We start from the raw sequence: 26,097 nt of genomic DNA on the forward strand, positions 1-26,097 counted from the left end.
GTTAGACCTTGACTATATTTACGTTCATATTTCCTTTATATTTTCCAGGTGAGCAACCGACCATTTTACGGAATAATTTGCTAAAAAAAGCAGAATCATCATATCCAACTCGAATTGCCACATCTATTACCTTATCGTCAGTCTCTACAAGGAATTGTTTTGCTTTTTCAATCCTAATACTATGTAACATTTCAATAACTGTTTTCTTCGTTTCTTGTTTAAATAGTCTATTAAGATGCCGAGGACTTATATTAAAAATATGGCAAAGATCTTGGATCGTTACCTTTTGGTCATAATTTCTAGATAAGTAGCCGCAAATGCGTTGAACCAAAATGCTATTACTGCTTTCCGGTGTATAAGTATTTTCCGAAATAGAATTTCTTTCATTATAAATACGAGAAAGCAAAATTAATAATTCAACCATCTGCAGGCGTATTAAAGTCGAATAACAGGAATTCTCCCTATTGTATTCATGCATCATCCCTTCCAATAAAGATAGAAATCTAGTGGAATAATTAACATCTAAATTTAAGAGATGATGAAATCGTTCATTTCGATCTAAAAATGGATGAATATAGAAATAATCCATTGACTGCGACACGCCTAATTCTTTTAACCAAGAATCTTTAATTAAGCTTGGTAAAAATAAACAGTTAATAATTTCAAGGCTTTTATTCTTCTCCACTTCAAAAGTGTGGACTTCTCCGGGATTAATAATAAAAACATCATTTGTTTTAATTGTATACGATTGACCTTCAAAAACGTGTTTGGCATTACCTTGTATTACAAACACTAGTTCAATGAATTCATGTGAGTGAGCTGGTGGTACATTAGTAGAATCATGGCGGAATCTTTGAATCCAGAAAGGGAAATCCTTTGTCTTCATGTACTCACTACTCTGATATCTCATCGTACTCATTGTTACTCCTCCTATGAATTGATTCACTTGAAATATGAGTAATTGGTGTCCTCACTAGTTTTTGAAAGGGGCTCTCATAATGCTAATCCAAATGAATATTAATAACATTCAGCTAATTCAAAGCAGTTGTTTTCCTTCTTCTTTAATTTTGTTTACTTCAATAACTTTCCCATTCTCCTTTTGAGAAAGAATGATGGCTTCAATGACCTCTTGGGCGGCCAATGCATCTATTCCTGAACCAGAAATATCATCTGGAGAAACCTGATCTTTTATTTCTTGTAAAAATGTATTGATACGATTTTTAAAAGTTTCATTAAACCCATTGATTCCTGAAAGAACAGAATTCCTGTAAACTCTCAATTCCGAGTTATTATGAGGAAAAAAGGTCATTTCATTATATACGTCATTTATGATGAATCTTCCTTCTGTCCCTGCTACTTCACAAAATTCAATCGGATGTCTATTATCCATGTCATAGCTTCCTGTTAAATGACCAACCACTCCAGAAAAGAACTCCATATTGATGGATGCAGTCGACCAAACAGTTCTCCCCGGTGCTTTTGTCATAAATGCTTGCACTCTTTTTATGTCCCCGCAAAAATAACGCATGACATCAATAGAATGTGGATGTAAAGCTCTTAAATGAATCCAAGGACTAGTTTCATTTGGATTTCTAATTGTTAGTTTCATATTTATAAATAGAAGCGACCCCAGATCTCCATTATCGATCCATTCTTTAGCTTTATAAGCAGTTGGAACATATCTATGGTTAAGATTACAGGCTAGACGCACCTTTTGTTTTTTGGCAAAATCAACCATTTCTCTAGCTTCAGAAATGTTGTTAGATATGGGCTTTTCAACTAATACATCTTTTCCAAAGTCCATTGCAATCATTGCTGGTTCATAATGATGGGAACCATTTTCAAATCCACCAGTTGCAACACTTACTACATCTATTTCTTCAGACTTTAGCATCATTTTTATATCTGAATAGGCTGAAATACCATAACTTGCAGCAACTTTTTCTGCTAATTCCTTATTTAAATCGCAAACGGCTACTAATTGAGAATTAGGATTTTCTTGATAATAACGACAATGAAGCTTCCCAATATGATTTACACCAACTACAGCAACTTTAATCAAGTAGTCCTCTCCTTTCCAATATGCTAACTTTTTCTAAAGTTAATGAGAATGCTTCGAAAGTAACTCTTTCGAAGCATTTTCTTCTTAAACTTTTTCTTTATCTTTTGCTTGAAGCTTCTGAGCGGTACTAATTGATCCTATATACAATGAATCATATGCATCTTGGGAAGTTTTGAATGGACCATGATCACTTCCATGCCAATTTAAATTTGTATACATTGGGTTCGTTCTCCCGGTTTCAGCTTCTCTTTTAGCGATATATTTATTCATTCTTCCCATGAGCAAATTGACGATTTCAGGCTCTTGGTCTGCAACATTTTTCAATTCATTAGGATCTTTAATCAGATTATAAAGTTCTATTTCAGGCTTGAAGTGAAAATCTGGTTCTAACGAACATATCAATTTCCATTCTGGAGTACGCCACCCGTGCTTCCTCATCCAAGTGCACTCAGTAATATAAAAATCTGAAACTTGTTGAACTTCTTCTCGCTCGGAAACTAGGTCTAATAGATTTCGTCCATCAAAGGAAATTTCAGTTTCAATTTCAAGAAGTTCCAAAACTGTTGGCATTATATCTTTAATAAGTGAATAGTTTGAAATTCTTTTTCCTTCTGGAAGTTTTCCTGGGTATTTCATAATCAATGGCACCATTAATGTATTTTCATAAAGACCATGATGGTCATAATAACATTCATGCTCATTTAATGTTTCGCCATGATCAGAAGTAATTATGATTAATGTTTCTTCTTCAATTCCAAGTGCTTCTACAGTTGTAAATATGTTTTGAATGCATGCATCCATATACGCAATGGCACCATCATATTGTGCATCTACATACTCTGCATCTGTGCATCCTTCTGGGAGCCAAGAAGTGATGTAATCAGCAAAAGGTTTGAATTCTTTCAACTTATTTAATGAGTCATTGTTTGGATCACATTCATTTCCATCATAAAAGATTCGTTCATACGGTTCTGGAGGCAAATATGGGGAATGAGGATCCATATGTCTTAAAAATAGGAAAAACGGTTTATCTTCATTCACTAATCTTTTTAATTCGGGAATCGCAACGTTATTTAAATTTTCCGCTTTTGGACATTTGCCTGTTTCATCAGGTCCCCATCCTTCATAGTCTATATATTTTTGAAATCCTCTAGAGGAGGGATTGCCTGTGAAACCTACGCAAGTTGTATTATATCCATTCTCACCGAGCACTTCAGGTAGTGTTTTCACATGATTACCTAGAGGCCCTTTATGCCTGAGTGCGACAACATCTGTTCCGAAACAATCCATTCCAGTTAGCATTGAGGCATATCCTGGCGTAGTTGGAATACTCGGGCTAAAATGGTTTTCAAATAAAACCCCACCATTTGCAAATTTATCAATATGAGGAGTTGTCAAGCGGTTGTACCCATAAGAACTCATACGGTCTCTTCTAAGACTATCAATCCCAAAAAGAATGATATTCGCTTTCTTTTTCATCTAACCCTATCCTTTCTGAACGATATTTGCTTCTCTTGCACCAAGTGCTTTTAAACATGCATTTAAATAACCAAAACTTTCGGCAGCGACAATCGAAACGTCAGCTAGTGAATGGTTATTTGCTCCAATCACTTCGAGAACAACAGGGCCCGAATAATTTCCATCTACCAACACTTTACAATAAGCAAATAAATCGATATCCCCTCGTCCACAAGCCTGATTTTGAATTGGCCCAGGTCCTGCGGAACGCCCTTTGCAGTCACGTATATGGATATGTCTAACTTTGCTTAATACCTTTGGCAATTCTTCTTCTGGATTTTCATTACCACGATAAATATGGCTAGGATCCATATCAATACCAAATGCAGAAGAAGAAATTTCATCCATCGCTCTAAGAGTTGTTTCAGTATTATAGATGGCATTTCCTACATGGGCCTTCACGCAAAGTGTTACCCCATAACTTTCTGCTTTCTTCGATAAACGGTAAAGTGTTTCTATCGAATGTTCTAAATCCGTTTCTACTCCTGATTTTCCTCCAGGCCCAACATTGACAACTGGAATTCCAATTGCGGCAGCTGCTTCAAAAGCTAATGTAAGTCGTTCCTCATCCAATGAAGCAACTTCCATAGACAAAAATTCCAAGCCAGTTTCTTTTACAATTGAACGTAATTCATCTGCTTGTTCCTGCCAGCGCTCCAACTCAAGGTGCTCACACATGCCTTTAATGGCCGATATTTCTACTCCGTCATATCCGCATGCAGCAATTTGTTTTGCAGCTGTGGCAAAATCAAAATCCTTAAATAAAACGGAGTTCACTCCAAGTTTAATCATTTTACCCCTCCTGAGATGAGTCCTACTTCTTTTAAATCTACAATGGTACCAGTCTCCCAAGATTTTATTGCTGCTTCAATGATGAGCTGTGCTTTTAGCGCATCTTCACCTGATCCATCTACACGGTCATATGTAACACTAGAAGCAAGTTGATCAACAAAAGAATTGATACGACTTTTAAATGTTTCAGGGAAAGAGCGCATCCCTCCAAGATAACTAAATTTTTCCGTTTCAATGCTATTTCTAGGATAAAAAGTTAAATGTTCACAAGCATCTTCTAAAACAAAACGACCTTTTGACCCTACGACTTCACATAATTCAAGACCATAGCTTGCACCTGCATCATAACTTCCGACAAGGTTACCAATTGAACCATTTTCAAATTCCAAAATTACTTGGGCATTTGACCAAATTTCGCGGCCTTCTCCTTTCATCATAAAAGCAGCAACCCGCTTTACATCACCGCAAAAATATCGAATAACATCGAAAGAATGAGGATGCAACGCACGTAAGTGAAACCATGGTGAGCTTTCTACCGGATTGTTAATCCACATTCTCATATTAATCATATGGATTTTTCCTAATCTTCCACTTTCAAGCCATGACTTCGCTCTTTCAGCAGCAGGAGTAAAACGGTGATTTAAATTTACTGCATATGGAACATTGTTCTTCTTGGCTAATTCCACCATTTGTTTTCCTTCGTCAATGTTATTAGAAATTGGTTTTTCACCTAGAACAGGAATACCCGCTTTTAATAATTCCATCGTTGGTGCGAAATGCTCACTTCCATTTTCTTCACCCTTAGTACAAACACTGACAAGATCCAATTGAATGTTGCTAGAAAGCATCTCTTCAACACTGTAAAAGGCAGTTCCGCCAAATTTTGCAGCAGCAGCATCGGCTTTTTCCTTAACAATATCGCAAACAGCTACAATTTCAGTTTCTGGATTATCTTTGTATACCGATGCATGTATACTACCAATGTTTCCTACTCCAACAATCCCTACTTTTAACGTCATTTTTTCATCCTCCAATAAGATTATTTATTAATTAGCCGGATAACCCATAGTTGTAAATAACGCAAGAGCCTCTTGAGAAGTATCTAATCTACTATGCTGTACGATGATTGGTACATTACTTTCAACTTTAATGGCATATGGAACTCCTCTTGGAATTTCATTTCCTTCACTGTCCTTAATCTTATCTAAACGAATATGATGTGTTCGATTAGATCCACATTCGGAAAAAAATCGATCCATTGGTTCTCGATCTTCGAAGTATAATGTAAGATGAATATCAGCTGAATCATCCGTCAAATTCAATACACATACAGCTTCATGACTTATTTGATCACCAGTACTTTTAGGTTGTAAAAAGCCATCCGGTATAATCCAAGTCCGTTTTCCTATCAAATGTTTCTCCTCCGTTTCGACAATTATTGCAAGCGCTTTCCTTTGTAAAATCATTTTATCTTCGAACAATAAAATCATCATTGTTCATTCTGCCAATTTTATGGTCAATTTGGCCATTTTATAAAAAAGCTATATTTCTAAAGCTCTAAACTTTGTAATTTAAATTCAGTTGGAGTTAAACCCGTAATCGATTTAAAATTTCTACAAAAATAATGGATACTTGTATAGCCGAGCTTTAAAGATACCTCCTCCACTGTTTTTGCATCTAACAATAAAAGTTTTGCTTTTTTGATTCTTTCATTTATTAAATATTGTTTCGGAGAATAACCTATTAGTTCTTTAAAGAGGCTTGTAAAATAAGTTGGATGATACCCACTAATATCCGCTAATTCTTGTATTGTCCAATTTTTCTCAGGATGCTTTCTAATACTTTCCAAGGCTGGAGCTATTTTTCTCCTTTCCCCTAAAGACGGATTCCCGTTTATTTCATTCCTAATGATTAGTGTAATTAACTGAGTAACGAGTCCTCTTAGAATAAAAGTGAAGCCTGGTTCTTCATATCGGTATTCCTTAACGATATTAGCAAATAAACTTTCTATATTTGGCATGACAAAATAATGAGGAAAATTAATTTCCCTTTGCTCATCTATTTTTATTTTGTAAGTTGCTACTTTTCTATTTAATTGGCAATCCTTTATTCCATGAAGTGGATGAATTGGTTCCGGAGATTCAGCATTCCAATCAAAATGGATACTCATAAAAGAAAATGGATTACTATTAGACGAAACCAGCTTATGTGGGCTATTCGCGCCATAAAAAACACATTCCCCAGCATTTATCGAATAAGAGTTCGCCCCAAGTGTTAATGTTGCTGTTCCTGATTCCACAAATATAATTTGGCAGTCGGAAATAGTGCGTGGCCCCCAACTTTGCCCTGGTTTAGCTGTCATTTTATTTGCAAAATTTACTTTTGGTTTAAGGGTAGAAAGAACCCCAACATTTACTTCATTATTTGTGTCCATCTTAATCTCCTAGATTTTTTATCTAGTAACTAAACATCTGTGAAAAGTGCAAAGATTTTATTGAAAATTCTAACGACATGTCGTATCTCGGTTGCTATCATCTAATTAACGAATCGCCAAACCTTAACTTGAAAGGATGAGAAAATTGCTAAGTGCTGAACAATTAAAAGAATTTGAAGTAAATGGTTTTGTCAAAGGTGATGTCATTTTAAATGATGAAGAAGTAGAAATTCTTCGTGAACAACTTGATTTAGTAATGGAAGGTAAATCTGTAAAAAAACCGGTTTTGAATCGCGATATGAAAGATAACTCAGAATTTGCGATGAAAATGGCTAAAAAAGATACGGTTGTCCAGATTGTAAATATGTGGATGGCAAGTGAGGCATACTTAAACCACGCTGCCAATGAAAAACTATGTGAAGATGTTGCGCAACTTTGCAACACAGATACTTTACGAATCTGGCATGATCAAGTACAATACAAACCTCCAGTGCTTGGTGGACCTGGTGACTGGCATCAAGATCATCCTGCATGGCCGATAATTCAACCAGCAGACCTTGTTAGCGCCTGGGTTGCACTTGACGATGCAACGATTGAAAATGGCTGTATGTGGATGGTTCCTGGTAGTCATAAATGGGGAGATCATCAACAATACTTAAAAAACACAGCTGACTATAAACCGCTCCATACAAACCCTGAATTATTGCCGGATGGGGTTAGCATAGAACCAGTTCCTTTTGAAATTAAAAAAGGTCAAGTAGGTTACCATCACTGTCTAACATGGCATGGTAGCGGACCTAATACATCACAAAGAAAGCGACGAGCTATAGCAGTCCACTATATGCCTGGACATGTCCGTTACGAACCAACTGGATCACATCCTATGGAGCCATTCGTAACAGTAAAACCTGGTGAAATTTTAGTTGGAGATGATTTCCCTGTAGTTTATAGAAAAAAGCCTGCAGTACAACTGTAATTTTGTAAAGGGATGTCTATAAGACGTCCCTTTATTTATATTGAAACGCTGCCATTTCATTAAAATGGAGAACCCGATCTCGGATATCGCAGAAATTATTGATATTTACATACTCCATAATAAAAGGAACATCCTCTGTATATTTGTGGTACAAATGTAAAAATAATGGCCAATTAATATCACCATCTCCAATTGCTCGACCATACGTATCATTTACTTTTCGATCTTTCCCATGGAAATAGGCGATATGAGGAGATAAATAAGAAAACATATCTTCCTCTGAATTATTGGCAATTAAATTAGCTGGATCCAACAATACTTTCACACGATCGGAACCTACTTGGTTAATAAAATCAACCATCCGTTTTGCACTAGGGATGATATCTAATACACATGGTTCAATCGCAATTGACACTTTATATTTTTCTGCTTTTTGGGCTAGATATTTTACATTTTCTAAAATTCTTTGAAAATCAGCTTCATATGTATCTGCATTCACGCCTCTCTTACCTGGGATAAAACCACATTCGGTGGATACGTACGGAACATTATTTATACTCGCAATTTCTATTAATCGTTCAAAGTATGCAAGATTTTCCTCTGCTTCTTTTTCATTTGTTTCTAATAGATTAGTAAATACCCCTATGGCACTTACTTCTATACCTTCATTTCGAAAACTCTCAACTATTTTAATACTTTCTTCATCCGTAAAATTTTTCATATCCGACATTCCGTTATACACCCAATAATTTGAATCCGTTTGAGAGAAACAAAGTTCGGTCCATTTGAAACCTTTTTCAGACAAGAGCTTAGCAGTTTCTTCATTACTTAATTGAGGAAAGCTCCTTGATACGACACCGACATCCATTTTTTTAACCTACTTCCTTTTTTAAAATTTTGCAGAAACTTTATGATTCTTTCTTTTTGTTTTAATAAAAAGTGAGCAGGAAATAAATATAGATCCAATTAAAAACTCGCTAATTAGTAAATATATATTGGACAATTTTCCCTTGTCTAAAATGATCATGATGCTTTCACATATAAATAGTAATAAGGATTGGCAACCTGTAATTATTAAAAACAATTGTAGCAACTGACCATTTTGTTTGCCTTTGTTATAGAAATGGAACACGATAAAAACAAACACCATCCAAAGAATTCCGAGTATTAAAAAGCTAAATTGATCAGCTGCCGGTACCTTCCATTTATCTATTGAGTAATAAAGTAAAATGATCATTAAAGTATCTTTCAAAAAAAACCAAAGTACTAATCCAATTCCAGAAGTGATAATGCCCAGTAACATAACGAGCAGATAAGAAATCCATCCCTTTCCAAGAAACTTATCATTCATGAATTTTTTTCTCCTCCCAGCAATACCGCGTTTTTTCCAATTCGGAGAGGATCGATGAACGAGTTTCTTCACTATCTACTAAACTTGTTTTTTGTATATAGGAAACGATTTTATTTAGTTTCTTCATATAATCCCTTATTGCTATACTTTGTACTCTGTTTGCTTTTTCCAACTGTCCTTTATTTTCGAACTTCTTCTGTTTTTCTTTATATTTCCTAGACCAAATTTCAGGAACTTCTCCTTTAGTAAGCTCCTCAAGAACCATATGTTTTTCCCCGATATATTTTCTTGTAAAGACATTCATGAACCATACTGAAGCAGCCATAATTGAAAAGATGGCAATGATAAAAAAAATGAAAACCAAAAGAATAGGGTTCATATTGCAACAGATCCTTTTAGATCTAATTCTCCTGCAAAGTGACATGCTACGTGATGCCCTGGACTCACTTCATTGAAAGAAGGTGCTTGAACTTTACATATTTCTTGGGCATACGGACATCGAGGATGGAAATAACATCCTGATGGAGGATTGGCTGGATTCGCCACTTCACCCTTTAGGATGATTCTTTCCTTTTTTAACCTTGGATTCGGTAAAGGTTTGGCGGATAGCAATGCTTCTGTATATGGGTGTTTCGGATTTGAAAACAGTTCATCTGACGTAGCTGTTTCTACCATTTTTCCTACATACATGACACCAACCCTATCAGAAATATGCTGAATTACACCTAAATCATGTGAAATAAATAAATAACTTAAATTTAATGATTTCTGTAGATCTTCTAGTAAGTTAATAATCTGTGCTTGAATGGAAACGTCAAGGGCGGAAACTGCTTCATCACAAACAAGAAATTTAGGATTCGTAGCTAATGCTCGAGCAATACCTATCCTCTGTCTTTGTCCTCCACTAAAAGCATGTGGATATCTTTCTAAATGACGGCTATTTAACCCAACAATTTCCATTAAATTTTTTACTCTATCTCTTAATTCCTCACCTTTTGCTAACTTATTACAAATAAGCGGCTCGCCGATAATACTTAGAACTGTCATCCGAGGATTTAATGAAGAATAAGGATCTTGGAATATTAGCTGCATATCCCTTCTAATATCTCGTAACTGTCTATAGTCCAAGTCCATTACATCAACCAATTGATTATGCCGGTTTTTAAATTTCACCGATCCTTCCGTTGGCTCAATCGCCCTCAATAAGCTTTTTCCTAAAGTAGATTTTCCGCATCCGGATTCACCAACTAGACCAAATGTTTCTCCTTCTTTAACATAAAATGAAACATCGTCTACTGCCTTTATCTGTCCAACAGTTCTTTTGAAAAAACCTTTTTTAATAGGAAAGTACTTTTTCATCGACTGTACTTCAAGAATAATATCTTCCATATTGATAGATGCCCCCTATAATTGTTCTTCTGCCAGCACGCATCTGACAAAATGGTTTTCCTTTACTTTTACTAGTGGAATATCATCTACGTTGCAAACTCCATCTTTTGCAAATTTACACCTAGAATAAAATCCGCAGCCTTTCGGAAGATTCATAGGAATCGGCACTGTTCCTTCTATAGACTCCAGCCTTTGATTCTTTAAGGATATTGTTGGGATTGACCTTAATAATCCTTGTGTATATGGATGAACTGCGCCAAAGAATAAAGTATCAACGTCTGTATATTCAACCACTTTACCTAAATACATAACGGCAACATCGTCAGACATCTCTGCAATAACTCCCAAATCATGTGTAATAAAAATGACGGCAGATCCCACTTTATCTTTTAAATTATTGATTAAATCTAAGACTTGGGCCTGAACTGTCACATCTAATGCGGTAGTCGGTTCATCTGCAATGAGAATGGAAGGATTACAGCAAAGAGCCATAGCAATCATTGCTCTTTGTCTCATTCCTCCCGACAGTTCGTGAGGGTATTGATCGATTCTCTGCTCCGGATTGGACATTCCTACACTTCTCAGAGTATCAATTGCTATTTTTCTAGCTTCCTTTTCATCTTTTGTAACATGCAGCATAATACCTTCAATAAGTTGATTTCCAATTGTATGTATGGGAGAAAAGGCTTTCATTGGTTCCTGAAAAATCATTGATATTTCTCCGCCTCTGATGTTCCTTACTTCATCACCTTTAGGATGAAGCTTCCCAATATCAACAACGGTGTTATCACTGCGCCGAAACTTTATTTCTCCTCCAACTTGTCCAGGTGATTCAACAATTTGCATAATGGCCTTTGCAGTAACGCTCTTTCCGCTACCGCTTTCTCCGACTATTCCTAGAGTTTTCTTTTTCTTAATTCTTATATCTACACCGTTAACAGCTTCTAACAATCCCTCATCCAGCTTAAAATGTACCTTTAAATCTTTTGTTTCTAAAATAATCTCATCATTATTTTCTATATTCGTATCAATATTTTGATCCTTTGCTTCAATTGTCTCCACTTTTCCCATCCTCCTTTATTTATAAGGATCTGCTGCATCTCGCAAGCCATCACCAAGGAAATTGAATACAAGAACCGCCACTACAATAAATGCCGCGGGCCAGAGCAGCCATGGATGATGAGCTAGATTTTCTAACTTTTGAGATTCTCCTAATAAAACACCCCAACTTACAACTGGTGGCTGAAGCCCTAAACCAAGGAAACTTAAAGATGTTTCACCTAGAATCGTGGCTGGAATTGAAATTGTGACACTGATGATAATGTAACTTGCAAAAGAAGGAATTAAATGTTTTGTTATAATCCTCATATTGCTTGCTCCTGCAAGTCTTGCCGCCATTGTAAAATCTTCTTCACGAAGGGATAAAATTTTTCCTCGTACTACACGAGCTAAACCGGTCCAACCAATTATCGAGAATATCATCACCATGCCTAAATATATTTTGGCTGGTGACCAGTCAGAAGGAAGAGCAGCTGCGAGCGCCATCCATAGTGGAATAGTTGGAATACATAATAATAAATCGATTAGACGTTGAATCACTGTATCTGTGACGCCACCGAAATAACCTGAAATTCCCCCTAAAATAATTCCTAGAATTACTGTCAGAATGATACCAAGAAAGGCAAAGGATAAAGATATTCGTGAACCGTAAAGTGTTCTAGTAAATAAATCCCTTCCTAATGAATCTGTTCCCATAATAAAAAAAGGAGCATCAGGATCTTTTAATCCAATAATGTGGGTCTTTGTTTTAAATAATCCCCAAAATTTATATTCCTTTCCTTTTACAAAGAAATGAATTGGATGAGTTTTAGTCGTATCCTCTGTAAATGTTCGCCTGAATGTTTTCTCGTCCATTTCTTGCTTTAAATCATATACAAATGGTCTAATGCTAAAACCTTTTTCTGGGTGGATGAAATGCAGTTTTTGAGGTGGAGCATATTTATAATCCGAAAAGCGCTCTAATGGCAAATGTGGGCTTAAGAATTCAGAAAATGCCGCGATAATAATTAGTAGCGTAAGTATAGGTGCTGAAATAATAGCCAGTTTATGCTTTTTAAATTTCCACCACATCAACTTCCATTGGGAGGCAACTTCATAATCTTCTTCTGTTTTTTTATTGTCAATTGTTATGTTAGGTGTAGTCCTTTTATTAAAAACTAGCTTCATTCCTGTACACCCCCAAACCTAATCCTAGGATCTATCCATGCTAGCAAAATATCAGAAATTAACGTTCCTATAACAGTCAAGACGCTTAGTATGAATATAAAACTCCCAGCTAAATACATATCTTGTGTCATTAATGCATCTAACAACATGGGTCCAGTTGTTGGTAAATTTAGTACTATAGAAACAATTGCTTCACCGGATATAATGGCTGGTAACGTCCATCCAATTGTACTTATCAATGGGTTAATGGCCATTCTCACCGGATATTTGAATAATAATTTTCCTTCTTTTAATCCTTTAGCACGTGCAGTGATCACATATTGTTTTTGTAATTCGTCCAACAGCATTCCACGCATGACCCTAATTAATCCAGCTGTTCCAGCCGTTCCAATAATTAGAATAGGAACCCAAATCCTTTGTAGCATGTCTATGAATTTAGCTATACTCCATGGTGCCGAAGCATATTCAGGTGAAAATAATCCCGTTATGGCTACACCCGTATTTACAAACACGGTATAGATGACAACAAGCGCTATCAAAAAGTTCGGCAAAGCAAGTCCGATAAAACCAATTAACGTAAAAACATAGTCCAAAAAGGAATATTGACGAACAGCCGAATATATACCGATTGGAATGGCGACAATCCATGTGAAAATGAGAGTCATGATTGAAATAATAACGGTTAACCCGAGCCGTTCCCCTATTACATCTGCAACTGGTTCATTCCAAGTAAACGAACGTCCAAAATCACCATGTAAGACTATGTTTTTAATCCAAATAAAATATTGAATATATATCGGTTTATCAAGTCCATACTGCCGTTTTAAACTAATAACAGTACCTTCAGATACTTCAGTACCGGATAATTCCAATTGATTAATATAAGTAGTTAAATAATCGCCTGGTGGTAATTGAATGAGCGCAAAGGAGATGATACTGATGGCGATCAGCAATGGTATTAATTGTAAAAGCCTTTGTCCAATGTATGTAAGCATCTTTGAATCTCCTTTATTTCCGAATTTTAAGAGGATGTTCAAAAAGTCCGGTAAAATGACACTGCGAATTTCTTCGTTGGCTTGTTTCTCCGCTGCTCATGTATATAAAAACATACATTCCGCTGCTCGAAACTGCGCCGCCTCGAAATTCTGGGTCCTTTTTATCCTCCTTTTTGAACACGCACTTTAAGGAAAAACTTAGGCAGTAATACAACCTACTACCTAAGTTTTTTTGTTTTCTTTATTATTCTCTAAAAAACATTTGTTCCCCAGCAAAGTTAATGCTGATTGCGGTACCTTTATCTGTTATATTCCCTAGCTTGGAATTGACTATTAACGGCTGTTTTACATGCTCAATATGGACGAAATAGTAGATGTTTTCCTTCATTTTTCCCTTCAAAGTTTCCATTATTTTTACTGCCTCTTCAGGCGGACTTACATTCATTTTATTCATCAAACTATAAAATTCTTTTACGTCTTCTGGCGGTTCCTCACCTTTTTGACCACCTGAATTCCACCAAGCATTCCAAAGGTTACCCCATAATCCTTGTCCCCAATCTTGCATGTAGTAAAGAGGAGTATGTGTCCATATTATGGTTGCTTGAATCTCGTTTGCAGCATTTCTTGTGCCAAATAATGCTGAATCTAATGTTTTTACTGTGACATGGATGCCAATTTCCTTCCACATCTCAGTGAGTAATTCAGCTAGAGGAACAATATCTGGTGCAGCAGCTTGAACTTCAATTGGAATCGTAAATCTTTTTCCATCCGGCCCTTTACGGAATCCATCCGATCCTTTTTCCATTCCCATTTCGTCCAATAATGCGTTAGCCTTATCAAGGTCAAGTGTGCTATCAGTAATTGTTGATGGATCGGCAAATCCATAGTAAAGTGTGTCTATAATTTCATCACGATCAATGGCATAGTTCAATGCCTGTCTAAAGCGAACATCTCTTACTACTTTCCTCCAATTTTCGTTATCGTAAGTTAAATTTAAAAATATGTCAGTTGGAGTTACATGCATGTTTGCAAGGAGTGCTTCATAGCCGCCCTTTTCTGCGTTTTCTCTATAAACAGGCATTTTGGACAATGCAGTTGCTTCTCGGTTAAAGTCAACTTCCCCTGCAATAATCTTTAAACCTGTCATTTCGATGTCTTGAACAATAGCACTTTTCACCATATCAATGTATGGCAACTGATTACCTGCTGCATCGACTTTAAAATAATATGGATTTCTTTCATAAATCCCATGTGTTTTTGTCATTTCTTTAAGTTTCCACGGATATAAGACTGGGAATCCTACAGCGTTTGGATGACTCATTTCTCTCTCAGTAATATCCATATAGTTGAATAGATTCACCCAACTCACATCTTGATCTTCCTCAAATTTATGTTCGGCAATTAATTTCTTCAGCTCAGCTTCATCCGCATATTTCTTATGGAACTGCTTAAGATAATGAGCTGGTTTTAAAAGATCAGCATAACCTCTCCAGTTTTGGATAGCTAAGCTAATTGGAAAACCACCATTAGGTTCGTCAAAGGAAATTTTAAAAGTAAAGTCATCAACTATCTCAAGCTTTAAAGGTGTTCCCTCTACATTTCCTCCAGAGTGAAGCCATGCAGGTAAAATCGGTACCAATTCCTCATTAAGCTGGAAATCCTCTATTGCAAATCTTACATCCTCTGTCGTAACCGGCTCTCCATCAGACCATCTTAGCCCTTCCCTCATATGGAAAGTAAACTCTTTTTCGTCATCAGATACTTCATAATCTTTTAAAACATTTCCTGTTACTTCTTCACCTAGTATTCCAGGAGTATTAAGTAAAGGTTCATTGCTCATTACAAAAAAGTCCGGGTCCCAAGTAGGTGATTGAGCAACTGTATTTAAAGTGCCTCCATACTTTCCAATTTCAAATTGTAGAAATTCCGGTGGCATTTCATTAGGCAATTTCGGTTCTTTAGGAAGCCTATCTTTTACATCAGGCAAATCCATACCATCAAGCATAGGCGATTGATGAAACTCAGTAATTTCAGACACATCTACCACTTCAGGTTTGCTGTTTCCATTTCCATCAGGGTTTTCTTTTTGAGGTTCATTGGAGGATTGATTGCTTTTTGGTGAACAGCCGACGATTATCAACGAAAAAATAACAAGCAACATAAAGCCTAGTTTAATAGTTGATCGCATACATTTTCCCCCTACTGTTATTGTTGAACTATTTAACCATTTTAAATATTTAGTTATTTATACTTACAACACCCTCTCATTTTATTTTTCAATAACTTCCCTTCTTAACCTTGATTATTTATGCTTTCCTTGTTGCTAAATCAATTCTTTCTCTTTTCGGATTTGCTTTCCAATCATCCCAATTTAATCCATACTCACTTAATACTTTTTCAATCCTACGCTTAAATGGTAGACCGTGCTCTCTTAATACATACTTCATTGGATCTTCTTGAGATTGTATCTTCTCATTTACCCAATCTATTAATTGTTGCTGAAAAGCTGATGCTTGATCAGGAAGACTTTCAATCAGATTTATCTCTTCATTTGGATCTTCAATTAAGTCGTAAAGCTCCGCTGGAGGCCTCGTAAATGGTCCGGAATCATATGTTTCGATATATTTGTATTTCGCAGTTCGAATACCGCGGGCAGCTTGCCATGCGCATTCACTTAAGAAAACTTGGGTATGATGAACCTGCTTAGATCCATCAATTAGTGGTAATAGACTTTTTCCATCTAATCCTGGTGGTATTTCTAAATTGAGAGCTTCAAGTATAGTCGGCATAAGATCAGCATGCTGCACTAAGTTCTGAATCCTTTTACCTGCAGGAATGCCATTTGGCCACCTTATAATTAAAGGGATATGGACAGTTTGATCGTATAAACCGCAGTGATCCCAATAAATATCGTGTTCTGTTAAGCTTTCTCCATGATCCCCAAACAAGACAAGCATTGTTTCATCTTTTATGCCTAACTCGTTGAGATACTCATCTAATTCTTTTAATAAATCGTCTAAATATCTAATCTCCGCATCGTATAATGCATTAACATAGTTTGAATCCGTTATATTTCCAAGTAAATCATAATGGTGATATTTAAAAAAAGGGTATGCAGGATGATTAAATGCACGTTCCATGCTTTTATTATTTGGATCATATTGATTTTTGTTAGAATCGTAAAATGCTGGGATATAATCTTTTGGTGGTAAATACGGGGTATGCGGATCCCAATAATGAAGAAATAAAAAGAAATCCTTGTCTTTATGCTCTTTGATCCATGGTTTGGCGAGACTATTTATTGTCTTTCCGTCAATCCATCTTGTTTTACCAACGGTGTTGATATAATAATGATATCCTCTTGCAAACCATTCTTTTAAATTGTATAAATTGTCTACTGCAGCTGTCGTGTATCCAGCATTTCGCAATATAGTCGGCAACCAATCCACTTCTTTAGGCAAATATGTTAACGATGAACCGTGTGATACAACACCAGTAGATAAACCGACTTTTCCAGTAAATATACTAGTGTGGGCGACTTCGGTAGGAATATCGGATGCGAAAGCGCTTTCAAACAGTACACCTTGATTTGCAATTTCATCAATATAAGGACTGGTAGGGAGTTGATATCCATAACACCCTAATCTATTTGCTCTTAATGTATCTAATGAGATAAATATGATTTTCATTGTAGCCCCCTATGCTCTTGATACAAAATAGTTTTTATATGGAACTAAGTTAAGTATCATTGTACTTTCTAAAATTTCTTAATTCATGGTCAAAAAGGACATTTTCATAGCGCATTTGGCCAAATGTTGGATATACTTCCGATTTTCTTTATATATAATTGTTTTTTCGGAGAAAAATAAAGATAAAAGTAAATGAAAAAAGGCAAAGTCAAAATGACAATGCCCTTTATACCTCTCACTTTATTTATATTCTTCTCTTAATATAGGTAATGTACAGCAACGAAATGAACCCCCTGATTTAATGATTTCTGATATATCTACTTCAATTACTTCAAATCCATTTTCTTTAAGCTTTCTATTTACATCTTTATTAATTGGCAAGCTAAATACCCTTTTCTTCCCTATTGATAATACATTGGTTCCTAGTGTAAATTGTTCATCTTTCGAAACTTCGATTAAACGAAACCTTGTCTTTAAAAATTCAATCGTTTTTTGTTCCAACGCTTCAGGAAAATATAAAGCTTCATCAGGGGATAGAATATTAAATACACAGTCTAAATGGAGATACTTTTCTTTAAATGGGATTGGCACAATTTCGTAATCTGTTAAATGTTTTTTCAGTTGTTCCACAGCCTTGCTATTGGTCCGACTGCTAATCCCGATATATACTGTATTTTTGTCTATAATTACGTCTCCGCCTTCGATTATGCCTGTTGTTAAGTCTTGAACCTGGATTCCTTTACCCATTAAGATATTCTTTAATATCTCTTCCTCACCTAATCTAATATCACTGGCCATCTCTGCAACAAATAATGTGTTCCCTATAGTAAAACCGATATCACGAGTAAAAACTTGTTCGGGATATTTTTTGGATGGAGGAATAAGAATTACATCTACACCTTGTTGTTCAAGCGACCTTATAAATTCCCTATGTTGAGTAGTCGCAAGATCTGAATCGATATTTTCTTCTTTATATTGTTTTTGTGTTTCATTTATAACCTCTTTAATTTCCATATGCTTAGGCTGGCATAAAATTACTTTATGTAATGTTTCATATTCTGTATCACAAAAAACCTTCAATTGTCTTTCAAAAGCTAATGCCATTTGAAATCCTCCTAATAATTTTATATTATGTTTTCCAGACACGTATCTCCTATTCCCCTCACTACATTACATTTAAACAAAATATGGTTTCAAAAAAAGCAAGAGTTAGAAAAATTGATAGTTTTTCTAACTCCTGCTTTTTTTTTGATTGGCTAAATTTAAAATCGATAATTCATTCGTGGAACATTACACTCTGTTCGTTTGATTCTTAGCTTGCCGATGAATTTGATATGCTAGGTAATGAAAGATGCTTTTTTCTTAAATGTTTATTTAATTTCTCTGACACTAAAAGCATTGATACCACAAAAAGAACAATAAATAACGGGAACAGTTTTATTGTTGAATGAGATGCAATGAAACCAAATAGGGGTGGTAAGAAAGTACTTCCTGTGTAAGCAAAAGCCATTTGATAACCTATAATTGTTTGTGAATGTTCTTTACTAAAACGAGTTGGTGTTTCATGTAACATACTTGGAAAAATAGGAGCAAGACCTAGCCCAACCAAAATAAAACCTACTAATGAGAATATAGTGGTTAAGGGCAAGAGAAGAAATAATGCACCAATTAACGCAATGATTTGCCCACCTCTTATAAGCATTTTGTTTCTTACTTTTAACGTAATAAATCCTGTTATCAATCTTCCAACAGTAATACCACCGTAATATAAAGAAACCCATCTTGCAGCAACCTCTACTGGTAAATCTTTTACACTTACCAAAAAACTACTTCCCCAAAGCCCCATAGTTGCTTCCGCACCACAGTAGAATAGAAAAGATAATAGAGCTAACTTAACTCCTCTAATTTTCAAAGGTTTTATATTTCTAACATTTTCATCAGCGGAAGTGTTTGCGGCATCTTTATCCTCATTTGCAACATTATTACTTCGACTCGCGACTTTATCCCATAAAGGCAAGCTAAAAAAAAGAATAATAACTAGAGCAAACTGAATTCCTGCAATCGCAAAATAGCCATTTCTCCAAGCATTTTGTTCTGAAATAAACTGTGCCATAATGATAGGACCAAGAGTGGCACCTACTCCCCAGAAACAATGTAGCCAACTCATATGATGAGCTTTGTAATGAGTAGCAACATAATTGTTTAATGCTGCATCTACAGAACCTGCACCTAATCCAAGTGGAATAGCAAAAATTACTAACCATAATAGTGATGGTGCATATGTAAAACCAAGTAAAGCAGCCGCTGTCATTAATACACTCACAAATGTAACTTTTCCGGTTCCAAATTTATGAATAACAATACCACTAGCTAAACTAGAAATAATTGTGCTCCCAGCAATCGTCATGAAAAGCAGCCCTGCTGTTTCTAGCCTTGCCCCGTACTCAGGTTGCATTGCTGGCCAAGCTACTCCTAATAATGAGTCCGGTAAACCTAAACTAATAAATGCTAAATATATAATAATTAAAAAGAATGTTGCCATTTATTAAACCGCCTTTTACTATTATGTCGTGCTTCTCCTACATGCTTGTATTAGAAATCATTAAATCAATACCAAGACTTTGTAATCCGTGCAGATAGTCTTGTTTCCATTCACTCATTTTAATTTCTGGAAGATGTTCTCGAGGAATATATTTTGAACTTGATAATGTAATTTTCTCTATAATAGATGTGGTCACTTCGTCATTACAAAATATAAATGTATGAGGGTTAATGATAGCTGTAACAGAGGCAATTAATCTAGCAACTGCATCAATTTGATTATCCTCATGAAATGACTTACTTTTATTCCCTATTTCTTGAAGGAAATTATGATTGTCATATAAAGGGACAAATGAAACCTCCCCTGAGAAAAAAGTACTGCCTCTAACTACTTTTCCATTAATCAAAATCCCTGACCCTGGTCCATTTTGTCCGTAAGATAAATAGATCATTGATTGATCTTCCTTAATTGCTTTATATTTGTAATATCCTAGTACTGCAGCATTCATATCGTTTTCTACTACAACCGGGATGGAAAAATAATCTTCAAAGTACTTTTTCAAGTCAACATCTTGGAAATATTCGTAGTCTGGTATAAAAAATACTCGCCCATTATCTACAGAGCCTGGAACTCCAATGGCAATAGAACTAATCTTTGGATACTTCAAAAATATACCTTCTATTAGTTTGGTTAGTTTATCTATATTATCTACACTATTTGTTTTACTCTGTTCTTTAACTTTACCTAAGCAATTAAAAATTGAAAAATTTGTCTCTGTTCTTTCCAAAAATATTGCTAATCCTAACATATGCTCAGGATTGTAAGCATATCTTTTCGCTCTTCTTCCCCCGCTGGATTGATCGAGACCTACCGATATAATCTCTCCTTCCTTTTCCATCTTCGATAAAAACTTACTAATGGTGGGGAAACTAATACCCAATGCATCGCTAAGTTCAACTTTTGTTGAACTGCCTTGTTCTAAAAGAGTTGCACGAATTCTACGATGAATAACCGATTTCATTGTCTTTGGTGTAGTGAAATGATCGTTCAATAAAAACACCTCATTATCCTGCGAACTTATTAAACTTCTTTAATAAGTATTGTTCATAATATAGCATAGCCTTTTTTAGTAAACAACAAAAAAACGCTCATTCTGAACGTTTTTAAGTAAAGTATTATTAAGGCTTATGTTTTTTCAACATTTCTTGTAAATATGATTCTGATTTTCCTTTCGGGATACTCAAGCTTTCCCAATTATCACCTTTAAGTTGTTTACCAATATAAACAATCTGCCCAATATGATAGGAATAATGGGCTAACTGTCTTTCAATCGCATCAATAACTAAATGTTTTTCGCCACGGATATATATATCTTTCAATAAATCTGTTTCATTCAAACTTTCTAAGGTTTTGAAAAGGACACTCCAGCCTTTTTCCAAATTTAAGATCATTTCTTTTTTGGAAATTGTATCATCAGCGAATTCTATTTCTCGATTCCTATCAGGCTTTTCACCGTCCGAATGTAGAAAATCAGTCCATCTTGAAATCATGTTTCCGCTTAAATGTTTTGCAATAATAGCAATACTATTTGAATAATCATTCATTCTCCAATGAATCTCTTCTTCTGATAATTGTTCGATAGTTTTATCTCCGAGAGCTTTGACACTTTTAAATCTTTCAATAACGATTTTTAAATACTCAGTTCCAATATTCATTGGATTCCTCCTAAATATATAGTTCCTATAATATATTCCAAGGAGTCTATTTATATTTTGCTATTTTCACAACTTGTTTTGCAATTATTTCATTTGGATCAATTAAGGGAACCTCTGTTTTAACTTCGGATAAAATAATTGGAATTTCAGTACAGCCCATAATAACTGCTTCAGCTCCACTCTTAACCAAGGAGTCTGCTGCATCTTTTATTTTCTTTACGTTTTCAGTATTTTTCCCATGATACTTAAAGGAAAAGATGGCTTCATGCACATTTTTTTGTAAATCATCAGGAAGCAAGACAATGTTTAAGTTTTGTTTATCTAGGCTCTTTTGGAAAATTCCCGTCTTCATCGCTCCCATAGTCGCAAGTACCCCAACTTTATTAATATTGGATTCAATTAAATTATTCACTGTTTCCTCTATAATGTGTAAAACCTTAATCCCCACAGCATCATTAACATAATCATAATAATAATGTGCTGTATTCGCACAAATGATAATAACATCTGCTCCAGCCCTTTCTAAGTTTCGAGCTGTTTGCGCCATAGCAGGGCCAGGATTTTCAGTTCCTAGTAAAATAGCATCCTGCCTACTTGGCATTTTAGGATTACTATCAATGATGATTCTTAAATGATCCTCATCTTTTTCAGCAAATGTGTATTCAGTAATTTTTTGATAAATGTCGATGGTAGCTTCAGGTCCCATTCCACCTAGTAAGCCTACAATCTTCTCTCTGTGTGCACTCATTTTTTATTACCCACAATTGCGGCTACAACTACAGATCCAACAACATTTATAGTTGTAATTCCCATATCCATTATTCTAAAAATGCCTGCTAAAAGACCGATGACTTCGATTGGCAAGTTTAAAGAAGTTAAGAAAATAGTTGTCGCTACAAAGATTCCACCAGGAATGCCTGGACTTCCTAATGTCATCAGAACACCAAGTAAAACGGCTATAACTTGTTCACTAATTGACATTTCTAAACCCGTTAATTGAGTAACAAAAATGGCTACAACTCCAAACCATAGAGCATTTCCATCCATATTCATTGAAGCACCTAAAGGAATCGTTAATCCAACAACATCTTTTGGTAATTTTAGCTCTTCTTCTGATGTTTTAATGGATACCGGCATCGTTGCTTTTGTACTACATGTAGTAAAGCTTGTTATCCAAACTGGACTGATTTTTTTGAAAAATTGAAACGGATTTTTCTTTGTAAAAAGGAAATAAAGAATAAAATAAACTAATAATAATTGCAAGAATAAACCTACATAAATCGAGCCAATGAACTTTGTTAAAGGTCCAATGACAGATGTTCCATATTTACCAGCAGTAACAGCCATCAATGCAAATACACCGTATGGAGAAAGCAATAAAACGATATTTAATACTTTCATAATATAGTTGTTTAACGTTTGGAACATAATTTGGATTTTATTTCGATCATGTTCCTTTAACAATAAAATGGCTACACCCGAAAATAGTGCAAACACGATGACTTGTAGAATATTTCCTTCTGACATCGATTGAATAATATTTGTCGGAAACATTTCTGTTATGACACTACTAAATGTTGGAGCATGATCAACCTTGTCTACTTCTGGTAAGTCACCTAATACTAGTCCTTTACCGGGTTTAATCACATTTCCTACCAAGATTCCGATTGCTGCAGCAATTAAAGTAGTGGACATAAATAGAACAATCAATTTACTTCCAATCACTCCAAGCCTTTTGACATCTCCCATACTAATAATTGCTGTTACAACACTAAAAAAGATAAGTGGCACTACTGCCATTTGTAAGGCTCTCAAAAAAATAGTTCCTATAAAACCGATAGCTTCAATCTTCGGTCCTACTATAAAACCAATTATGGCGCCAAGCACCATTCCTATTAATGTTTTTGTAGATAATGATAATTTCATAAACTCTAACCTCTCTTGTTGAATTTATTATGTAAAATGAATATTAGAAAAACTCTTAATAAAAAGAAACCATAGCTAGTGGCATTTCCCACTTGCTATGGCAACTATGGAAATATCTCTTTTACTCCACATTCACTCTCCACCCAAATGGATCTTCTACTGCTCCTGTTTGGATTCCAGTTAATGAATCATATATTTTTTTTGATAACTCGCCTGTTTTTCCATTATTAATAATGATTTTTTCTCCATGCCAAGATAACTCGCCGATTGGTGAAATGACTGCTGCTGTTCCTGTACCGAAAGCTTCTTCCAATTCTCCTGCATGGTAAGCTTGGAAAATTTCATCAATGGATATTTTCCTTTCGGCTACTGGAATTTCCCAATAGTTTAAAAGTTCTAAAACGGATTTTCTAGTAATACCCTCTAGGATACTTCCATTTAATTCAGGAGTTACAACTTCTCCATTTATTTTAAAGAAAACATTCATACTTCCCACTTCTTCTATATACTTATGCTCTTTTCCATCAAGCCATAAAACTTGTGAATAACCATCCGCTTCTGCTTCTTCTTGCGCTTTTAAGGATGCAGCGTAATTTCCTGCGGTTTTCGCATTTCCTGTTCCACCTTTAACAGCGCGGACAAAATCACTTTCTACTGCAATTTTAACAGGATTAATTCCTTCCTTATAATAAGCACCTACAGGTGATAGGATAATCATAAATTTATACGTATTTGAAGGAGCTACGCCTAAGTAAGGTTCATCTGCAAAAATAAATGGACGGACGTAGAGTGAAGTACCTTCTACATTCGGAACCCAATCCTTATCAATAGAAATTAGTTTTTTTAATGCAAATAAAGCAAATTCTTCGTCAATTTCAGGTATGCATAGTCTTTCATTGGAGCGATTCAATCTTTTCATATTTTCGTCTGGTCTAAATAATACAACTTCATTTTCTTTCGTGACGTAAGCTTTAAGTCCTTCAAAAACAGTTTGACCATAATGAAAAATAATCGAAGCAGGATCCAAAGTAATTGGCTGATATGGAACAATTCTTGCATCGTGCCAACCTTTTCCTTTCGTATAATCCATTACAAACATATGGTCTGTAAACACAGTACCAAAGGATAGTTGGTTAAATGCAGGCTTTTCTTTTTTGTTTGTGCTAAGCTGCACATCAATTTGATAATCTTTCAAAAGTGCCATCTCCTTTAAGTCGTTCACTCTATTATATACGCACTTGGCCATTCCCATAAATAAAAAATTTACTAGAAGTTAGTGCTTGTAATCCCATTGGCCCTCTTGCATGTAGTTTTTGTGTACTAATTCCGATCTCCGCACCATATCCAAATTCGAATCCATCCGTAAATCGAGTTGAAGCATTATGATAAACAGCAGCTGCATCAACTCTATTTAAAAAGATGGCTGCATTTTTTTCATCTTCTGTAATAATCGCTTCAGAATGCTGAGTACCGAATTTATTAATATGATCGATCGCTTCTTCCAAAGAATTTACCACTTTTATACTTACAGCTAAGCCAAGGTATTCAGTCTCCCAATCTTCTTCATTAGCAATAATTGCAGACTGAAGTACTTTTACAACCTTTTCGTCACCATGAATCTCTACATTGTTTTCTTGTAGCTCTGATAATAGTTTTTCACCAAACTGAGCAAACCACTTTTCATGGATAAGAATTGATTCTACCGCATTGCATACAGACGGACGTTGTAGTTTGGCATTTAATACAATTTCTTGAGTCATTTGCTCTTTTGCGGTTTCATCAATAAAAATATGACAGTTTCCAGCACCAGTCTCAATAACAGGGACTGTCGATTCGCGAATTACAGTATCAATTAAATTTTTTCCGCCTCTTGGAATTAAAACATCTAAATAATCATTTAACTGAAAAAGTTCTTTTGCAGTTTCACGACTTGTATCTTCGATAAGTTGAATAGAATCAACCGGCACAGAGCTTTTTTCAAGGGCAGCATGAATTGATTTTATTAGTGCCATATTGGAGAATTTTGCTGAAGAACTTCCTCTTAATATCACTGAGTTTCCAGTTTTAAGGGCAAGTGTTGCAGCATCAATCGTTACATTTGGCCTAGCCTCATAAATCATCCCAATTACACCAATTGGTACACGTTTTTTTCGAATTTGTAAACCATTGTCTTTATTGATTGTTTCAAGTGTTTCTCCGATTGGATCCTTTAATTCAATTAGTTGATGTATGGCATGTGCCATATCATCAATGCGTTTCTCATTCAACATAATTCGATCGAGAACGGCATCTGTCAATCCATTGTTTTTACCTTCAGTTAAATCTTTTTCATTTTCAGAAAGAATGATCGCTTTGTCTTCAAGCAACTGGTTTGCAATTAACGCTAATGCAGCATTTTTCTCGTCTTCGGTAAGCGATACGAGTGAATAACTCGCTATCTTAGCCGCGCTACCTTTTTTCTTTACCTCACTCATTTTTACCC

At 35.3% G+C, this 26,097-nt stretch carries 25 protein-coding genes; 1 reads left to right on the plus strand and 24 read right to left on the minus strand.

Annotated features, from left to right (window positions below):
- Position 1 precedes the first annotated feature (1 nt).
- From MT489_RS03205 to MT489_RS03235, 7 genes are all read right to left on the minus strand, one after another.
- The gene (locus MT489_RS03205) at positions 2-919 is read right to left on the minus strand and encodes an AraC family transcriptional regulator (RefSeq protein ID WP_244680051.1); all 918 of its coding nucleotides are present in this window, start codon (positions 917-919) and stop codon (positions 2-4) included.
- 117 nt (positions 920-1,036) lie between these two features.
- Positions 1,037-2,062 (minus strand): Gfo/Idh/MocA family protein, encoded by a 1,026-nt coding sequence (locus tag MT489_RS03210; RefSeq protein WP_244680052.1) that lies wholly within the window; start codon positions 2,060-2,062, stop codon positions 1,037-1,039.
- Positions 2,063-2,146: 84 nt separating this feature from the next.
- Positions 2,147-3,541, minus strand: a complete 1,395-nt coding sequence (locus tag MT489_RS03215) for a sulfatase family protein (RefSeq protein WP_244680053.1) — start codon at positions 3,539-3,541, stop codon at positions 2,147-2,149.
- A gap of 6 nt (positions 3,542-3,547) precedes the next feature.
- Complete coding sequence (locus MT489_RS03220; RefSeq protein ID WP_244680054.1) at positions 3,548-4,372, minus strand: sugar phosphate isomerase/epimerase family protein; 825 nt, start codon at positions 4,370-4,372, stop codon at positions 3,548-3,550.
- A complete protein-coding gene (locus MT489_RS03225) occupies positions 4,369-5,391 on the minus strand; it encodes a Gfo/Idh/MocA family protein (protein WP_244680055.1) in 1,023 nt (340 codons plus the stop codon). Before MT489_RS03225 ends, MT489_RS03220 begins: the two co-directional genes overlap by 4 nt.
- A 27-nt stretch (positions 5,392-5,418) precedes the next feature.
- Entirely contained in the window at positions 5,419-5,865 is a 447-nt protein-coding gene (locus tag MT489_RS03230) for a sensory rhodopsin transducer (protein WP_307415004.1), read from the minus strand.
- 56 nt (positions 5,866-5,921) lie between these two features.
- Complete coding sequence (locus tag MT489_RS03235; RefSeq protein WP_244680056.1) at positions 5,922-6,806, minus strand: AraC family transcriptional regulator; 885 nt, start codon at positions 6,804-6,806, stop codon at positions 5,922-5,924.
- 145 nt (positions 6,807-6,951) lie between these two features.
- Between MT489_RS03235 and MT489_RS03240 the strand changes: the two genes are divergently transcribed.
- Entirely contained in the window at positions 6,952-7,782 is an 831-nt protein-coding gene (locus MT489_RS03240) for a phytanoyl-CoA dioxygenase family protein (RefSeq protein WP_370876352.1), read from the plus strand.
- Positions 7,783-7,813: 31 nt separating this feature from the next.
- Here the strand turns inward: MT489_RS03240 and MT489_RS03245 are convergent, their stop codons facing one another.
- From MT489_RS03245 to MT489_RS03325, 17 genes are all read right to left on the minus strand, one after another.
- On the minus strand, positions 7,814-8,650 hold the full coding sequence (locus MT489_RS03245; protein ID WP_244680058.1) for a sugar phosphate isomerase/epimerase family protein: 837 nt from the start codon (positions 8,648-8,650) through the stop codon (positions 7,814-7,816).
- A gap of 21 nt (positions 8,651-8,671) precedes the next feature.
- Positions 8,672-9,133 (minus strand): hypothetical protein, encoded by a 462-nt coding sequence (locus MT489_RS03250; RefSeq protein WP_244680059.1) that lies wholly within the window; start codon positions 9,131-9,133, stop codon positions 8,672-8,674.
- The gene (locus MT489_RS03255; protein ID WP_244680060.1) at positions 9,126-9,512 is read right to left on the minus strand and encodes a hypothetical protein; all 387 of its coding nucleotides are present in this window, start codon (positions 9,510-9,512) and stop codon (positions 9,126-9,128) included. The genes MT489_RS03250 and MT489_RS03255 overlap by 8 nt, the downstream gene beginning before the upstream one ends.
- Positions 9,509-10,522, minus strand: a complete 1,014-nt coding sequence (locus tag MT489_RS03260; RefSeq protein ID WP_244680061.1) for an ABC transporter ATP-binding protein — start codon at positions 10,520-10,522, stop codon at positions 9,509-9,511. Before MT489_RS03260 ends, MT489_RS03255 begins: the two co-directional genes overlap by 4 nt.
- A 15-nt stretch (positions 10,523-10,537) precedes the next feature.
- Positions 10,538-11,584 (minus strand): ABC transporter ATP-binding protein, encoded by a 1,047-nt coding sequence (locus MT489_RS03265; RefSeq protein WP_307415007.1) that lies wholly within the window; start codon positions 11,582-11,584, stop codon positions 10,538-10,540.
- A 15-nt stretch (positions 11,585-11,599) separates the two neighbouring features.
- Complete coding sequence (locus tag MT489_RS03270) at positions 11,600-12,748, minus strand: ABC transporter permease (RefSeq protein ID WP_244680062.1); 1,149 nt, start codon at positions 12,746-12,748, stop codon at positions 11,600-11,602.
- A complete protein-coding gene (locus MT489_RS03275; RefSeq protein WP_244680063.1) occupies positions 12,745-13,743 on the minus strand; it encodes an ABC transporter permease in 999 nt (332 codons plus the stop codon). The genes MT489_RS03270 and MT489_RS03275 overlap by 4 nt, the downstream gene beginning before the upstream one ends.
- A 244-nt stretch (positions 13,744-13,987) precedes the next feature.
- Positions 13,988-15,931, minus strand: coding sequence for an ABC transporter substrate-binding protein (locus tag MT489_RS03280; protein WP_244680064.1), 1,944 nt, complete (start codon positions 15,929-15,931; stop codon positions 13,988-13,990).
- A 118-nt stretch (positions 15,932-16,049) separates the two neighbouring features.
- Positions 16,050-17,432, minus strand: coding sequence for a sulfatase family protein (locus MT489_RS03285; protein WP_244680065.1), 1,383 nt, complete (start codon positions 17,430-17,432; stop codon positions 16,050-16,052).
- A 240-nt stretch (positions 17,433-17,672) separates the two neighbouring features.
- On the minus strand, positions 17,673-18,536 hold the full coding sequence (locus tag MT489_RS03290; RefSeq protein WP_244680066.1) for a dimethylarginine dimethylaminohydrolase family protein: 864 nt from the start codon (positions 18,534-18,536) through the stop codon (positions 17,673-17,675).
- Between the two features lie 208 nt (positions 18,537-18,744).
- Positions 18,745-19,974 (minus strand): MFS transporter, encoded by a 1,230-nt coding sequence (locus tag MT489_RS03295; protein ID WP_244680067.1) that lies wholly within the window; start codon positions 19,972-19,974, stop codon positions 18,745-18,747.
- A gap of 37 nt (positions 19,975-20,011) precedes the next feature.
- Entirely contained in the window at positions 20,012-21,025 is a 1,014-nt protein-coding gene (locus MT489_RS03300; RefSeq protein WP_244680068.1) for an ROK family transcriptional regulator, read from the minus strand.
- A 127-nt stretch (positions 21,026-21,152) separates the two neighbouring features.
- Complete coding sequence (locus MT489_RS03305; RefSeq protein WP_244680069.1) at positions 21,153-21,689, minus strand: DUF1572 domain-containing protein; 537 nt, start codon at positions 21,687-21,689, stop codon at positions 21,153-21,155.
- A gap of 46 nt (positions 21,690-21,735) precedes the next feature.
- A complete protein-coding gene (gene cuyB / locus MT489_RS03310) occupies positions 21,736-22,437 on the minus strand; it encodes a cysteate racemase (RefSeq protein ID WP_244680070.1) in 702 nt (233 codons plus the stop codon).
- Positions 22,434-23,615: a dicarboxylate/amino acid:cation symporter gene (locus tag MT489_RS03315; protein WP_244680071.1), complete on the minus strand. Its 1,182-nt coding sequence runs from the start codon at positions 23,613-23,615 to the stop codon at positions 22,434-22,436. The genes cuyB and MT489_RS03315 overlap by 4 nt, the downstream gene beginning before the upstream one ends.
- A gap of 121 nt (positions 23,616-23,736) precedes the next feature.
- Positions 23,737-24,810, minus strand: a complete 1,074-nt coding sequence (locus MT489_RS03320; protein ID WP_244680072.1) for a branched-chain amino acid aminotransferase — start codon at positions 24,808-24,810, stop codon at positions 23,737-23,739.
- 31 nt (positions 24,811-24,841) lie between these two features.
- Positions 24,842-26,089 carry a glutamate-5-semialdehyde dehydrogenase gene (locus MT489_RS03325; protein WP_244680073.1) on the minus strand — a complete coding sequence of 416 codons (1,248 nt, stop codon included), beginning with the start codon at positions 26,087-26,089 and terminating at the stop codon, positions 24,842-24,844.
- Between the last annotated feature and the right edge of the window lie 8 nt (positions 26,090-26,097).

This window comes from Lederbergia wuyishanensis, from assembly GCF_022900255.1.
In the GTDB taxonomy this organism is placed as follows: Bacteria; Bacillota; Bacilli; order Bacillales; family Bacillaceae_C; genus Lederbergia; species Lederbergia wuyishanensis.